The sequence below is a fragment of the Blastococcus sp. TF02A-35 genome (assembly GCF_004571075.1).
Taxonomy (GTDB): Bacteria; Actinomycetota; Actinomycetes; order Mycobacteriales; family Geodermatophilaceae; genus Blastococcus.
On the sequence record NZ_SPQP01000022.1, the window covers coordinates 29,765 to 42,566 of the forward strand.

The window sequence follows — 12,802 nt, forward strand, 5'->3', positions numbered from 1 at the left end:
TCAGCTCCGCAGCCCCTGACGCAGCTCGTCCAGGGCCTGCGCGAGGGTCACCCGGGGCGCCCAGCCCCAGCTCCGCGCGCGGTCGGTCCGCAGCTGCCCGGTCCAGACCGGCTCGTCGGTCCACTCGGGGGCGACCCCGAGCGCGTCGGTGACCGTGCCGAGGTAGTCCCGCCAGGTGGCGGGCTCGCCGGCGACGACGACCGGGGTGGTGCCCCCGGCGACCGGGCCCCGCTCCGGGTCGTCCGCGGTCGCGACCGCACCGGTGGCGACGTCGGCGACGAGGGCCGCGAGGTCGTCCACGTGCACCCACGGCCAGCTCTTCGCCGGGTTCTCCCGCCGCTCGCCGTCCCGGACCGCCTGCGGGCGCAGGGTGTTCCAGACAGACGTCTCGCCGGCACCGGTGATCGCCGGCGGGCGGACGAGCACGGTGGTGAGCCCACCCACCTGTGCCAGCGCGGCGTCGGCGGCGTTCTTGGTGTCGGGGTAGTCACCGCTGCCCTCGGGCAGCAGCGCGCCGTCCTCGGCGATGTCACCGACCCCCGCCGAGCGGTCGTAGACCCCGGCGGTGGACACGTGCACCAGCCGGGCGACGCCGGCGTCGCGGGCGGCCCGGGCGAAGGCGGCCGTGCCCTCGGCGCCCACCCGGTGCTGCACCTCCCGCGGGGAGCCCATCGGGTGGACCGTCGTCACCGCGGCGTCCGCGCCCTCGGTCACGGCACGGGCGAAGGCCTCGTCCGCGAAGTCGCCGACGTGCTCGGTGACCCCCTCGAGCGCGGGGGCGCTGCCGGCCCGGCGGACGACGGCGCGCACCGTCGCCGACCGCTCGGCGAGGGCCCGGCACACCGCGGCGCCCACCAGACCGTTGGCACCGGTCACCACGACGACGGGGGACGTGACGACGGGAGAGGTGTCGGCCATGCCGACCACCCTGCCAGCGCCCGCCCGACGGCGCCCGGCACGTCACGGCACCGGCGCGGCTACTGCTGCTCGGTGCCGTCCCCGCGGACCAGCCGGAGGTGCGGGCGGGTGGTGGTGCTCTCCCGCTCGTCCCGCACGAGCGGCAGCCCGGCCGCGCGGCGCACCCGGTTCTCCGGGACGTCGAGGGCCCGGGCGAGGAAGCCGGCCAGTCCCTCGCTGATGAAGCTCCGGCCGCCCCTGCGGGCCATGAGCGCCAGCGTGTCGGCGGGGATGACCCGGCGCGCGCGGCGGGACGCCTCGTCCACCGTCCGGCCGAGCTCCCACAGACGTCGGCGGACCAGCTGCTGCAGGTCCTCGCCGGCCACGCCCGAAGGCTAGGCGGGTCCGCGCCCCGCTGCATCCGGAGAGGCCGGCCGGCCGGGTGCCAGCGCGCGCCAGACCCAGCTCGCCGGCACCCGGCGGCCGGTGAGCACGTACTCGAGGACGCCCGGGACGAGCAGCGTCGTCGACAGCGCGCGGCGGGCGGCGGCACGGCCGGCGAACAGCAGCTCGTCGCCGGGCCGGAGCACGTGGTCCTCCCCCGGTGCCAGCGTCGCCTCCCGGTCGCGCATGGCCAGCAGCACCACCGCGTGCAGGGGGGCCTCCCGGTCCTCAGGGTTGCGCAGCAGCGCCCCGAGCGTCGCCTCGCCCGAGGCCAGCCAGCCCTGCAGGGCGGGCGCGTGCTGCGCGGTGAGGCGGACCTTCCAGAGGGTCTGCAGCCGGGTGCCGCACACGGCGGTGAGCCGGTCGACGACCTCCTCGGCCCACGCCTCGCCCTGCCCCGGCATCTCGCGGAGGAACCGCCACAGCAGCGGCGTCGAGAGCTGCGCGTACACCTCGTGCGCGACCACCTCCGTCGGCACGAGCAGGGCGTCGATGTCCATGGCGGCGAACAGCGGCGCGCTCGCCGGGCGGTTCTGGCGGGCCGCGACGAACAGCGACGGGTTGCTGCGGCGGGCCGCCGCGACCAGGGAGAGGTTGGTGGTGTCGTTGTCGGTGCCCGCGACCACGCCCACCGCCCGGTCCAGGTCCGACTGCGCCAGCACCCACGGGTCGGAGGCGTCCCCGACCAGCAGGTCGGCGCCGTCGGCGTCGGTCGGCTGCACCTCCACGACGGTGACGTCCATGCCCTCGGCACGCAGGTCCGACGTGAGCTCGCGGCCCAGCCGGCCGTAGCCGAAGACCACCCAGCGGCCGCTGCTCGGTGGCGCCCCGCGCTCGGGCAGCTCCGCCCCCGGCCCGCTCTCCAGCCAGCTCTTCAGCTGGTAGGCGGCCGGCGCGCGGAGCGCGAGCCGCAGGTGGTCGCCGAACCGGTCGAAGGCGTTGACCGTGCTCGGGGTGCCGAAGGCCTGCATCCGCTCGGCGATCGTCCGGGAGCTGACCCGGGCGATGACCGGCAGGTCGGGCCGCAGGAGGGCCGCCGCCATGACGATGGTCAGGTTGGCCTCCTCGTCGTTGGTCAGCGCGACGACGGCCTCGCAGCAGGCATGGCCCAGCCCGGCGACCGCCAGGTGCCCGGGGTCGCGCGCGTCCGCGGCCAGGCCGGGCACGTCCGAGACGTAGGAGCCGAGCTCCAGGCGGTCGATCCGCTCCTGGTCCAGGTCGAGGACGACGAAGCGGCGGCCCAGCTTGTCGAAGGACCTCCCGACCAGCTCGCCGGTGCGGCCGTGCCCGGCGATGAGGAGGAAGGGCTCGCGCAGCCGCGCCACCTTCCTGCTGAAGTGCTGCAGCGACAGCGCGGAGCGGAAGGCCCGGTCCTGCAGGAGGGCCAGCAGCGACCCGATCGCGTAGGCCCAGCCGATGACCGTGAGGTAGATGGAGACGGTCACCCACATCCGCTGGTTGTAGGTGAACGGCACGGGGATCTCGCCGAACCCGATCGTCGTCGCGGTGTAGCTCATGACGTAGAACGCGTCGAAGAAGCTCATCCGCAGGGGCTCGCCGTTCTCGTCCTGCCCCGGGATGACGGTCAGGCCGAGCACGCTGACGGCGAAGATGACGATCAGCACGATCAGCGGCGCGCGCATCCGGCGCATGATCAGGAAGACCGTCGCCGACGCCTGGGCCGCCGAGGCGGCGGCGACGCGGAACGTCGCCCGGCGCACCCGCCGCCGGTCGCCCCGGTCGCGGCCGGAGAGGCGCTTCACCAGGGCCAGCACGGGGTTGACCATCGTCAGTCGCGGTGGAAGGAGACCGTCTCCACGACGAGCAGGACGACCGAGACGATGTTGGCCAGGAGCGCGCCGCCGGAGAGGGAGACGACGCTCGCCGTCCAGGACTCGTTCATCCCGGCCGACGACACGTGCGTCGCGTACCCGTACAGGAGGGTGGCGGCGACGAGCTGCAGGACGGCGACCAGGCTCGTCGCGAGGTGCACCGCCCCGATCTGCGTCCGGTCGCCGAACTTCAGCACCGTGGCGATGAGGTTGACGACGACAGCCGCGAACAGCTCGTAGGGGTTGTGCAGGTCCGGGTCGGAGATGTCGCCGATGAAGAAGCCGAAGTTCAGCGTGGCGGCCAGGACGACGAAGAACCCGAAGACGACCTTCTCCAGGTTCATCCTGCCCTCCTCGTCGGCGCCTGGCCCTGCCCTCGTGCCGTCGATCCGAAACCCGCCGTGCTCACCGGAAGGTCATCAGGCGGACCGTCTCGGGGAGCGCGGTCAGCGCTGCCAGCAGCTCGGCCGGCAGCTCGGCGTTGACGTCGGTGACGACGTAGCCGACCTGGCCGCGGGTCCCGAGGACCTGGCCGTCCACGTTCAGCCCGTACTCCCCCACCAGCGCGTCCACCCGCGCCAGGACGCCGGGCACGTTGTGGTGCAGCAGCCCGAACCGGTCCGCCGACGACCCGTGCAGGGCCACCGCGGGCAGGTTCACGCTCAGCGTCGTCGTCCCGGTGCGGGTGTAGTCGACCAGCTTCCCGGCGACGAACCGCCCGATGTCGTACTGCGCCTCCTGGGTCGACCCGCCGACGTGCGGGGTGAGGATGACGTTGGGCAGCCCGCGCAGCACGGACCGGAACTCGTCGCCCTGCTCGCGCGGCTCGTCGGGGAAGACGTCGACGGCGGCGCCGGCGATGTGGCCGCTGAGGACGTTGTCCCGCAGCGCCTCGTGGTCCACGACGAAGCCGCGGGACAGGTTCAGGAAGAGGCTGCGCGGCCGCATCCGGGCGAACTGCTCGGCGCCGAACATGCCGGCGTTGCCGCCCCGGCCGTCCACGTGCAGCGACACCGTCTCGGCGCGCTCCAGCAGCTCCTCCAGGCTGCCGCAGCGCTCGGCGTTGCCCAGCGCGAGCTTGTCCTCCAGGTCGTAGTAGAGGACCCGCATGCCCAGCGCCTCGGCCAGCACCGACAGCTGGCTGCCGATGTTGCCGTAGCCGACGATGCCCAGCGTGCGCCCGCGGATCTCGTGGCTACCGGAGGCGGACTTGTCCCAGGTACCGGCGTGCAGCGCCCGGTCCCGGTCGATCAGCCGCCGCGCCAGGCTGATGATCTCCGCGATCGCCAGCTCCACGACGCTGCGGGTGTTGGAGTACGGCGCGTTGAACACCGCGACGCCGGCCGCCGCGGCCGCGGTCAGGTCGATCTGGTTGGTGCCGATGCAGAAGGCGCCCACCGCCGCCAGGCCGGGGTGCTGCGCCAGCACGTCGGCGTCCACCTGCGTCTTGGACCGGATGCCGAGCACGTCGACGCCGTCCAGCGCGGCGGTCAGGTCGGCGGCGTCCAGCGCGCCCCGGACGGACTCCACCTCGTAGCCGGCGGCCGAGAGCAGCTCCACCGCCACGGGGTCGATGTTCTCCAGCAGCAGTGCTCTGGGCATGTCCGATTGCCTCCGGGAACAGCGTGGCGGCGGTGTCGAGGAGCCACGACTATGGCGCACGGCCCTCCCGGGCCCGACAGCGGCCTCGGCGCGACGCCCCGGGAGTCAGTCGTCCAGCGGGGCCAGGATGGCGAGGGCGAGCGACCGCAGCTGCTCGACCTGCTCGTCGGTCAGCCCGTCGAAGACCACCCGGCGGACCTCGGCGACGTGGCCGGGCGCGATGCGCTCGAGCAGCCCGAGGCCCTCGTCGGTGAGCGTGGCGTACTGGATCCGCCGGTTGGTCGGGCAGGGCCGGCGGGCGACCCAGCCGCGCTCCTCCATCGCGGCGACGGCGTGGCTCAGCCGCGAGGGGCTGGTCGCCGTCATCCGCGCCAGCTCGCCCATGGACAGGGTCCGCTCCGGCTGGGCGGAGAGGGTGGCCAGCACCTGGTAGTAGGCGTGGCCGATACCGGCCTCCCGCCGCAGCTGCCGGTCCAGGGCCTGCGGCAGCAGCTGGACCACGCGCAGCAGCGGCAGCCAGGCCGCCATCTGCTGCGCGTCCAGCCAGCGGGTCGCCGGGGTGGCCACGTCCTCCGCCGTCATCGGTGCCGTCCTCCGCCTCAGGCGACCTGGAAGGAGCGCTTGGCCAGCCCCATGGTGAACCCGTCGATGGCCGTGGTGACCGGCGCGGTGGGGTCGGTCGCGGCTCCCAGGGTGACGAACAGCGGCGTGAAGTGCTCGACCGTGGGGTGGGCGTAGCGCAGGCCGGGCGCCCGCAGCCGGAACCGCGCCAGCTCCTCGACGTCGCCGCGGTCGAGGGCGTCGGCAGCCCAGGCGTCGAAGTCGGCCGACCAGCCGGGGACGACGTCGGGCCGGGACCAGTCGACGAAGGGCAGCCCGTGGGTCATGAACCCGGAGCCGACGACCAGCACTCCCTGCTCCCGCAGCGTGCGCAGCCGCCGGCCGAGGCCGAGCAGCGCGGTGGTGTCGTGGGTCGGCAGGCTGAGCTGCAGCACGGGGATGCCGGCGTCGGGGTACATGACCTTGAGCGGCAGCCAGGCGCCGTGGTCCAGGCCCCGGCTGCGGTGCTCGTGCACGTGCTGGCCGGCGGGCAGGACCGCGAGCACCTGCTGCGCCAGCGCCGACGGGTCGGGGGTGTCGTACCGCATCCGGTAGTACATCGGGGCGAAGCCGCCGAAGTCGTAGACCAGCTCGGTGGGGGCCGTGCTGGTGATGCCGAGGGCGTCGGACTCCCAGTGCGCGCTGACGATGAGCACCGCCCTCGGCCGGGGCAGCGCCCGCGCCCAGTCGTGCAGCTGCCGCATCCACGGGCCGTCCTCGAAGGTCGGCGGGGCGCCGTGGGAGAGGTACAGCGCCGGCAGCGGCCCGTCCTCCGGCGTCCACTCCCGGTGCGGCTCGGCCGCCTCGGCGGCAGCGACGTGCCGGAGGTGCGCGGCGAAGGGGTGCCGCGGGTCGATGAGCGCGTCGGCGGCGGCGGTGCTGCTCCGCGGTGCGGTGGTCACGGGCCCTCCTCGACGGCTCAGACGGACGCGGGGACGCCGAGGGGCAGCTGGAGCGCCTCGAGCGGCAGGCGGTCGCGCGCGGCGGCCTCCCGCCCGGCGAGCGGCTCGGGCAGCTCCGCGGTGTCGTCCCGGCGGCCGATGGCCAGGACGACCAGCGGGGTGACGCCCTCGGGCAGGAGGGCCGCGATGCGCTCGCTGTCGAAGCCGCCCATCTGGTGCACGGCGAGCCCCTCCACCTCGGCCTGCACCGACAGGTGGGCCACGGCCTGGCCGGTGTCGTAGACGGCCCAGCGCCGCTCGGCGCCCTCGGGGGTGTGCGTCTCGGCGGCGGCCACGACCAGGGCGGACGCGGCGTGCGCCCAGGCGCGGTTGAAGCCGACCAGCGCGTCGAGGACGGCGGCGTGCTCCTCGGTGCCGCGCAGCGCGACGGCGAACCGCCAGGGCTGGGTGTTGGACGCGCTCGGCGCCCAGCGGGCGGCCTCGAGCAGGGCCGTGAGCTGGTGCTGGGTCAGCTCGTGCTGCGGGTCCAGGCCGCGGGGGCTCCACCGGCCGGCGAGCAGCGGGTGCAGCGGCACGGCGGTGGCAGCGGTCTTATGCGGGGTGCTCACGGGTCCTCCGGTCATAGCTTGAAGCTTCAAGTGTCAGCCTACGGCGAGACAGTTGAGACTTCAAGCGTCCTGGTGGACCGGGGCCGGTGTCAGTGCGGCATGGTCAGGATCGGCTTCACGACGGCGCCGCTGTACGAGGCCTCGACGGCGTCCTCGATGCGGTCCAGCGGGAAGTACTGCACCAGCTGGTCGAACGGGAACCGGCCCTGCAGGTGGAGGTCCATCAGGGCGGCGATCAGCTGCTGGCCGTGGCCGCTGCCGCCGAGGGTGCCGCGGATCGTCTTGCCCCACAGCGTGGTCAGGTGGTCGGCGGTGAACTCCGCCCCCGCGGGAGCGCCGCCGATGAGCAGCGCCGTCCCGAGCATGCCCACCGAGTCGATCGCCTGCCGGATCACCGCGAGGTTGCCGGTGCAGTCCAGCGACGCGTCGGCGGGACCACCGCAGATCTCGGTCACCGCCGCCACCGGGTCGGTCTCGGTCGCGTCGACGGTGTGCGTGGCACCCAGGCCCTCGGCCAGCCGGAGCCGCCCGGCGTGCCGGTCGACCGCGATGACCGTCGTGGCCGCGGAGCTGCGGGCGGCCATCACCGCGGCCAGCCCCACGGTGCCGGCGCCGTAGACCACGATCGAGCTGCCCGGCTCGGGCCGCAGGGTGTTGAGCACCGCTCCGGCACCGGTGGCCAGCCCGCAGGCCAGCGGGCCCAGGAGCTCCACGGGCAGACCGGCCGGGACGGGCACCAGCGAGGAGGCGGTGGTCATCGCGTAGGTGCCGAACGAGGACTGCCCGAAGAAATGGCTGGCCAGCGGGGAGCCGTCGGTGCCGCGCAGGGCCGAGGCCCCGTCGAGCCGGTGGCCGCCGCCGACCAGCTCCCCCATCCGCAGGCAGTAGCGCGGCTCCCCCGCCCGGCAGTTGCGGCAGGCCCCGCAGGACGGCCAGCCGAGGACGACGTCCTGGCCCTCGCGGACGCCGGTGACGCCGTCGCCCACCGCGACCACCGTCCCGGCGCCCTCGTGCCCGAGCACGCCGGGCAGCGGGAAGGGCAGGTCGCCGTCGCGGGCGATGCCGTCGGTGTGGCAGAACCCGGTGGCCGCCACCTTGACCAGCACGTCCCCCGGGCCCGGCTCGTCGAGCTCGACCTCCCGCACGACGAAGGGACCGTGCAGCTCCTCCACGACGGCAGCTGTGATCCGCATGCCCGTCCTCCTCGCTCGTCCGACCGGCTGCTCCGATCGGACACCCGGGGCCCGCCCGGCGCCACCGGTAGGTTGCGTCCCACCGCCCAGCGGGCCGGCAGCAGAGGGGATGCGATGTCAGCGCAGCAGGTCGAGCACGACGTCCGGGACGAGCTGGAGTTCGGCCTGTTCGACTGGGTGGACGCCGTCCCCGGGTTGTCACCTGCCGAGGTCTACGACGCCCGGCTGCGCGTCCTCGCCGAGGCCGACCAGGGCGGGTTCACGACCTACCACCTGGCGGAGCACCACGGCACGCCGCTGGGCCTGTCGCCCTCCCCCGCGGTGTTCCTCGCCGCGGCCGCCCGGGAGACCCGGCGCATCCGGCTGGCGCCCACCACCTTCATCGTCCCGCTGTACGACCCGCTGCGGCTGGTGCAGGAGATCTGCATGCTCGACCAGCTCAGCCACGGCCGGCTGGACGTCGGGGTCGGGAAGGGCTCCTCGCCCATCGAGGCGGCGATGTACGGCCTCGGTCCGGCCGACACCGCGGCGCGCTTCGAGTCGTCGTTCCCCGCCATCGTCGAGGCGCTGGAGACCGGTCGCTTCCGCCGGCCCGGGCCCGACGGGCAGACGGCGGAGGAGGTGGAGCTGCACGTCCCCGTGTACCAGCGCCCGCACCCGCCGCTGTGGTACCCGACGTCCAACGCGGCCTCGGTCCCGCGGCTGGGCGACGAGGGCTACAACGTGCTCTTCGGGTTCGGCTTCGCCTCGCCGCCGCTGGAGGCGGTCCGCGAGCAGAGCCGGGTCTTCTTCGACCACTTCCGGCGCTCCGCGGCCCGTGGCGGGGCCCGCTACAGCCTGCCGGGCTCCCCGCCGCGGTTCGGCATGCTGCGCCACGTCGTCGTCGCCGAGACCGACGAGGCCGCCGTGGCGCTCGCCCGCCCGGCGTTCGAGGCGCACTACGAGAGCTTCACCCACCTGTGGCGGCTGCACGGGAGCGAGCGGTTCACCGGCCCGGCCGACTTCGGCGCGCTCGTCGAGGGGCACAAGCTGTTCGTCGGGTCGCCGCGGACCGTGGCGGCGCAGGTGGCCCGCGCGCGGGAGGTCGGCGAGATCAACTACTTCGCCGGCGCCTTCGCCTGGGGGTCGCTCGACGTGGAGACCGTCCTCGCGTCGGTGCGGCTCTTCCGCGACGAGGTGGTCCCTGCCATCCGGTCCGCGGAGCAGCGGTGACCGGGACGACGGTGCACCGGGACCTCGTCTACGCGAGCGTCGACGGCCTGGACCTCCGGCTGGACCTGTACCTCCCCGACGTCCGGCCCGCCCCGCTGTGCATCTGGCTGCACGGCGGCGGCTGGCTGCGCGGCTCGCGCAGCGACCGCGCGGACCAGCGCCTCCTCCCGCTGGCCGCGAGCGGCGTGGCGGTCGCCGCGGTGCAGTACCGGCTCAGCGGCCAGGCCGCGTTCCCCGCGCCGCTCTGGGACGTGCGAGCGGCGCTCCGCTGGCTGCGGGCGCACGCCGGCGACCACGGGCTGGACGCCGAGCGGGTCGGCGCGTGGGGGGCCTCGGCGGGCGGCCACCTCGCCTCGCTGCTGGGGCTGACGGTCGACGACGCCGACGCGCACCTGGGCGACTCGTCGGTGCAGGCGGTCGTCGCCTGGTTCCCCACGACCGATCTCCTGCGACGGGCGTCGGACGTCCCCGAGGGACCGCTGCCCGCCTTCGTCACCGGGCCGCTGCCGCAGCCGTCGTTCGAGGCACGGCTGCTGGGCGTCGAGGACGTGCGCGACGCCCGTGACGCGGCCGTGGCGGCCAGCCCGGTGACGCACGTCCGACCCGGTGCGCCGCCCTTCCTGCTCGTGCACGGCGACCGCGACGGTCTGGTGCCCTCCACGCACAGCCGCGACCTGCACCGGGCGCTGCGGGCCGAGGGTGCCGACGCGACGCTGTGGCTGCTGCACGGCGCGAACCATGAGGACCCCGCCTTCGACTCACCGGCCTCCCTGGCCGCGGTCGGCGCCTTCCTCCGCCAGCACCTGGTGCCCCCCGACCCGGCCGGCTGAGCACGCCGGCGCCGGCCTCAGCCGGTGCGCACGCCGCGAGCCCGCCCCAGGTAGGTCGAGAGGCCGACCGCGACGAGCAGGGCCGCACCGTTGAACACCGGGCTCGCCCAGCTGCTGGCGCCGGACAGGGTCAGCCCGCTCACGCTGACCGACACGAAGAGGACGCCGATGATCGTGCCGACGGGGTTGAAGAAGCCGGGCACGACCGCCGTCGCGCCCAGGAACGCCGCGGCCAGCGCCGGGAACAGCAGGCCGGTCCCGTTGTCGGCCGTCGCGCTGCCCGCGCGCGCCAGCTGGAGGACGCCGGCCACCCCGGCCAGCGCGCCGGCCATCACGAACGTCGTCCACGCCGACCGGTCCACCCGGACGCCGACCAGCCGGGCCGACCGCGGGTTGGAGCCGATCGCGTAGAGCCGGCGCCCGAACGGCGTGTGGGCCAGCAGGTACCACAGCACGACGGTGGCCAGCGCGACGATGAAGACCACCCGCGGCAGGCCGAGCCAGGTCGCGCTGCCGAACTGCGGGAGCGCCGGGTCGATCCCGGCGAGGATGGTCTGACCTCCCGTGTACCACTGCACGAGCCCGCCCAGCAGCGTGGCCATTCCCAGCGTCGTCACGAAGCTGTTGAGGCCGAAGCGGGTCACCAGCAGACCGTTCACCGCCCCGATCGCCGCGCCGGCGGCGACGCTCACGGCGACGGCGGCCCACAGCGACCAGCCGTGGAAGGACATGAGCCCGGCGGTGAGCACGCTGGACAGCGCGGCGACCGCGCCCAGCGAGAAGTCGAAGTAGCCGGTCACCAGGGGCAGGATCACCGCCAGCGCCAGCAGCGCGACCACCGACTGGTTGCCCAGCAGCATGCTGGCGTTGGAGCTGGTGAAGAAGGTCTGCGCGCTGTCCGGGTACAGCGAGAAGAACGCGACGACGGCGACCAGCAGCCCCAGCAGGGCGTGCCGCTCGGCGTGGCCGCGCCAGCTCCCCCCGCCGCCCCGACGGTCTGCCGGAGGTGCCGCCGCGGCGTTGCCGGCGGCGGTGGCCACGGTCTCGGTGTTGGTCAGGCTCATCGGGTCCCTCCGGGCGCCGGCACCGGGCCGGCGGTGCTCTGCGTGAGTTCGGTCAGGTGGTCGGGCGTCAGCTGCGAGCCGCTGACCTCGGTGGCGATCCGGCCGTCGCGCAGGACCACGACGCGGTCGCACAGCGCGTACAGCTCGATCAGGTCCGAGGAGGCGACGACGACGGCGCAGCCGCCGGCCGCGACGTCCCGGACGGTGCGGTAGATGTCGCCGCGGGACATGACGTCGACGCCCTGCGTCGGCTCGTCGAGCAGCAGCACCTGGGGCTCGCGGCGCAGCCAGCGGGCCAGGACCGCCTTCTGCTGGTTGCCACCGGAGAGCGCGGCGAACGGCACCTCGGACGACGCCGCCTTCACCGCGTGCGCCCCGATGAGCCCGCGGGCCTCCGCCCGCTCCCGCCTCCGGGCCATGCCCCAGGGGCGCCAGTAGCGCCGGAGGACCGTGGCCGAGAGGTTCTCCCGCAGCGTGAGGTCCGGGAAGGCCGCCTCTCCCCCGCGGTCCTCGGGTACGTAGGCGATCCCGGCGGCCATCCGGGCCGGGGTGCCGGGCGCGGCTGGTGCGCCGTCGACGCGCACCGACCCGGCGACCGGCTCGTGCTGGCCGAACACCGTCTTCAGCAGGGACGTGCGGCCGGAGCCGACGAGGCCGGCGACCCCGACGATCTCCCCGCGGCGCACCGCCAGGTCCACCCCGCGCAGCGGGCCGCCGACGAGCCCGGCGACCTCCAGCACGGCCGGCTCGGCCGTGGCCGGCCCGGCGGGGGCGCTCGCGGCGGCCGGCTGCGTCGCCGCGCCGGTGGCCGTGCCGCTCATGAGGTCCACCAGCTGCCGCTCGGTCGGCCGCACGCCGGCGAGCGTCGCCACCGTCCGCCCGTCCCGGAAGACGGTGAAGTCGTCGGAGACCGACAGCACCTCGGCCATCCGGTGGCTGACCATCAGCACCGTCTGCCCCCGGTCCGCCCGGCGGCGCACGGCGTCCAGCAGCAGCTGCGACTCGTGCTGCGGGAGCGTCGCCGTCGGCTCGTCCAGCACGAGGACCAGCTGCTGGTCGCGCTCCTGGTCCTGGAGGGCCCGGGCGATGGCGACCAGCGTCCGCTGGGAGGGGCGCAGCGCCCCCGCCGGCGTCCGCGGGGAGGCGTCGATCTCGTACGCCTCGAGCAGGCCGGCCACCCGCTGGTGCAGCCGGCGCCAGGAGATGCCCGGTCCGGCGGCGGGGTAGCCGGCGTCCAGGGCGAAGTTCTCGGCGACGGACAGCTCGGGGAACAGGCCCAGGTCCTGGTGGACGAAGCGCAGCCCGGCCGCGCGCCCGGCACGGGCGTCGTAGCCCGCGGCGGTCCACACCGACCCGGCCACCTCGATCCGGCCGGCGTCGGCCCGGTGGACCCCGGCGAGCACCTTGATGGTGGTGGACTTGCCGCACCCGTTGCCACCGACGAGCGCGTGCACGGTGCCGGCGCGCAGCGCCAGGTCGGCGCCGTCGAGGGCCGTCGTCGCCCCGAAGCGCTTGGTCATCCCCGTGATGCGCAGGACGACGTCCGTCGCCACCGGGGCTGTCTCGGTGCTGGTCATGGTGGTCCTTTCGCCGGTGGCCGCCCCCGAGGGAGCGGCCA

General features: G+C 75.1%; 13 protein-coding genes. 2 read left to right on the plus strand and 11 right to left on the minus strand.

The window, feature by feature from the left end; translation table 11 throughout:
- The 9 genes from E4P43_RS11935 to E4P43_RS11975 form a co-directional block, all read right to left on the minus strand.
- Entirely contained in the window at nt 1-918 is a 918-nt protein-coding gene (locus E4P43_RS11935; RefSeq protein ID WP_135145694.1) for an NAD(P)-dependent oxidoreductase, read from the minus strand.
- 59 nt (nt 919-977) lie between these two features.
- Nucleotides 978-1,283, minus strand: a complete 306-nt coding sequence (locus E4P43_RS11940) for a hypothetical protein (protein ID WP_135145696.1) — start codon at nt 1,281-1,283, stop codon at nt 978-980.
- Between the two features lie 9 nt (nt 1,284-1,292).
- A complete protein-coding gene (locus tag E4P43_RS11945; RefSeq protein ID WP_135145698.1) occupies nt 1,293-3,128 on the minus strand; it encodes a potassium channel protein in 1,836 nt (611 codons plus the stop codon).
- A gap of 2 nt (nt 3,129-3,130) precedes the next feature.
- A complete protein-coding gene (locus E4P43_RS11950; RefSeq protein WP_135145699.1) occupies nt 3,131-3,517 on the minus strand; it encodes a DUF6394 family protein in 387 nt (128 codons plus the stop codon).
- A gap of 61 nt (nt 3,518-3,578) precedes the next feature.
- Nucleotides 3,579-4,775 carry a phosphoglycerate dehydrogenase gene (gene serA / locus E4P43_RS11955; protein ID WP_135145701.1) on the minus strand — a complete coding sequence of 399 codons (1,197 nt, stop codon included), beginning with the start codon at nt 4,773-4,775 and terminating at the stop codon, nt 3,579-3,581.
- A 105-nt stretch (nt 4,776-4,880) separates the two neighbouring features.
- Nucleotides 4,881-5,357 (minus strand): MarR family transcriptional regulator, encoded by a 477-nt coding sequence (locus tag E4P43_RS11960; protein ID WP_135145702.1) that lies wholly within the window; start codon nt 5,355-5,357, stop codon nt 4,881-4,883.
- Nucleotides 5,358-5,374: 17 nt separating this feature from the next.
- A complete protein-coding gene (locus tag E4P43_RS11965; RefSeq protein WP_135145704.1) occupies nt 5,375-6,277 on the minus strand; it encodes a class III extradiol ring-cleavage dioxygenase in 903 nt (300 codons plus the stop codon).
- A gap of 17 nt (nt 6,278-6,294) precedes the next feature.
- Complete coding sequence (locus E4P43_RS11970; RefSeq protein WP_209313849.1) at nt 6,295-6,885, minus strand: nitroreductase family protein; 591 nt, start codon at nt 6,883-6,885, stop codon at nt 6,295-6,297.
- An 89-nt stretch (nt 6,886-6,974) separates the two neighbouring features.
- Nucleotides 6,975-8,078 carry an NAD(P)-dependent alcohol dehydrogenase gene (locus E4P43_RS11975; RefSeq protein WP_135145707.1) on the minus strand — a complete coding sequence of 368 codons (1,104 nt, stop codon included), beginning with the start codon at nt 8,076-8,078 and terminating at the stop codon, nt 6,975-6,977.
- Nucleotides 8,079-8,192: 114 nt separating this feature from the next.
- On the opposite strand from E4P43_RS11975, the gene E4P43_RS11980 reads away from it, so the two are divergent.
- Together E4P43_RS11980 and E4P43_RS11985 are read left to right on the plus strand one after the other, a co-directional pair.
- Nucleotides 8,193-9,290 carry an LLM class flavin-dependent oxidoreductase gene (locus E4P43_RS11980; RefSeq protein ID WP_135145709.1) on the plus strand — a complete coding sequence of 366 codons (1,098 nt, stop codon included), beginning with the start codon at nt 8,193-8,195 and terminating at the stop codon, nt 9,288-9,290.
- Nucleotides 9,287-10,120 carry an alpha/beta hydrolase gene (locus tag E4P43_RS11985; protein ID WP_135145710.1) on the plus strand — a complete coding sequence of 278 codons (834 nt, stop codon included), beginning with the start codon at nt 9,287-9,289 and terminating at the stop codon, nt 10,118-10,120. Before E4P43_RS11980 ends, E4P43_RS11985 begins: the two co-directional genes overlap by 4 nt.
- Nucleotides 10,121-10,137: 17 nt before the next feature.
- Here E4P43_RS11985 and E4P43_RS11990 read toward each other — a convergent pair whose 3' ends face one another.
- Nucleotides 10,138-11,184 carry an ABC transporter permease gene (locus E4P43_RS11990; protein WP_135145711.1) on the minus strand — a complete coding sequence of 349 codons (1,047 nt, stop codon included), beginning with the start codon at nt 11,182-11,184 and terminating at the stop codon, nt 10,138-10,140.
- Entirely contained in the window at nt 11,181-12,761 is a 1,581-nt protein-coding gene (locus E4P43_RS11995) for a sugar ABC transporter ATP-binding protein (RefSeq protein WP_135145712.1), read from the minus strand. The genes E4P43_RS11990 and E4P43_RS11995 overlap by 4 nt, the downstream gene beginning before the upstream one ends.
- Between the last annotated feature and the right edge of the window lie 41 nt (nt 12,762-12,802).

Coding starts and splice junctions, on each gene's coding strand:
- E4P43_RS11935 (WP_135145694.1), bottom strand. CDS start 918: ATGGCCGACACCTCTCCCGTCGTCACGTCCCCCGTCGTCGTGGTGACC.
- E4P43_RS11945 (WP_135145698.1), bottom strand. CDS start 3,128: ATGGTCAACCCCGTGCTGGCCCTGGTGAAGCGCCTCTCCGGCCGCGAC.
- E4P43_RS11950 (WP_135145699.1), bottom strand. CDS start 3,517: ATGAACCTGGAGAAGGTCGTCTTCGGGTTCTTCGTCGTCCTGGCCGCC.
- serA (WP_135145701.1), bottom strand. CDS start 4,775: ATGCCCAGAGCACTGCTGCTGGAGAACATCGACCCCGTGGCGGTGGAG.
- E4P43_RS11960 (WP_135145702.1), bottom strand. CDS start 5,357: ATGACGGCGGAGGACGTGGCCACCCCGGCGACCCGCTGGCTGGACGCG.
- E4P43_RS11975 (WP_135145707.1), bottom strand. CDS start 8,078: ATGCGGATCACAGCTGCCGTCGTGGAGGAGCTGCACGGTCCCTTCGTC.
- E4P43_RS11980 (WP_135145709.1), top strand. CDS start 8,193: ATGTCAGCGCAGCAGGTCGAGCACGACGTCCGGGACGAGCTGGAGTTC.
- E4P43_RS11990 (WP_135145711.1), bottom strand. CDS start 11,184: ATGAGCCTGACCAACACCGAGACCGTGGCCACCGCCGCCGGCAACGCC.
- E4P43_RS11995 (WP_135145712.1), bottom strand. CDS start 12,761: ATGACCAGCACCGAGACAGCCCCGGTGGCGACGGACGTCGTCCTGCGC.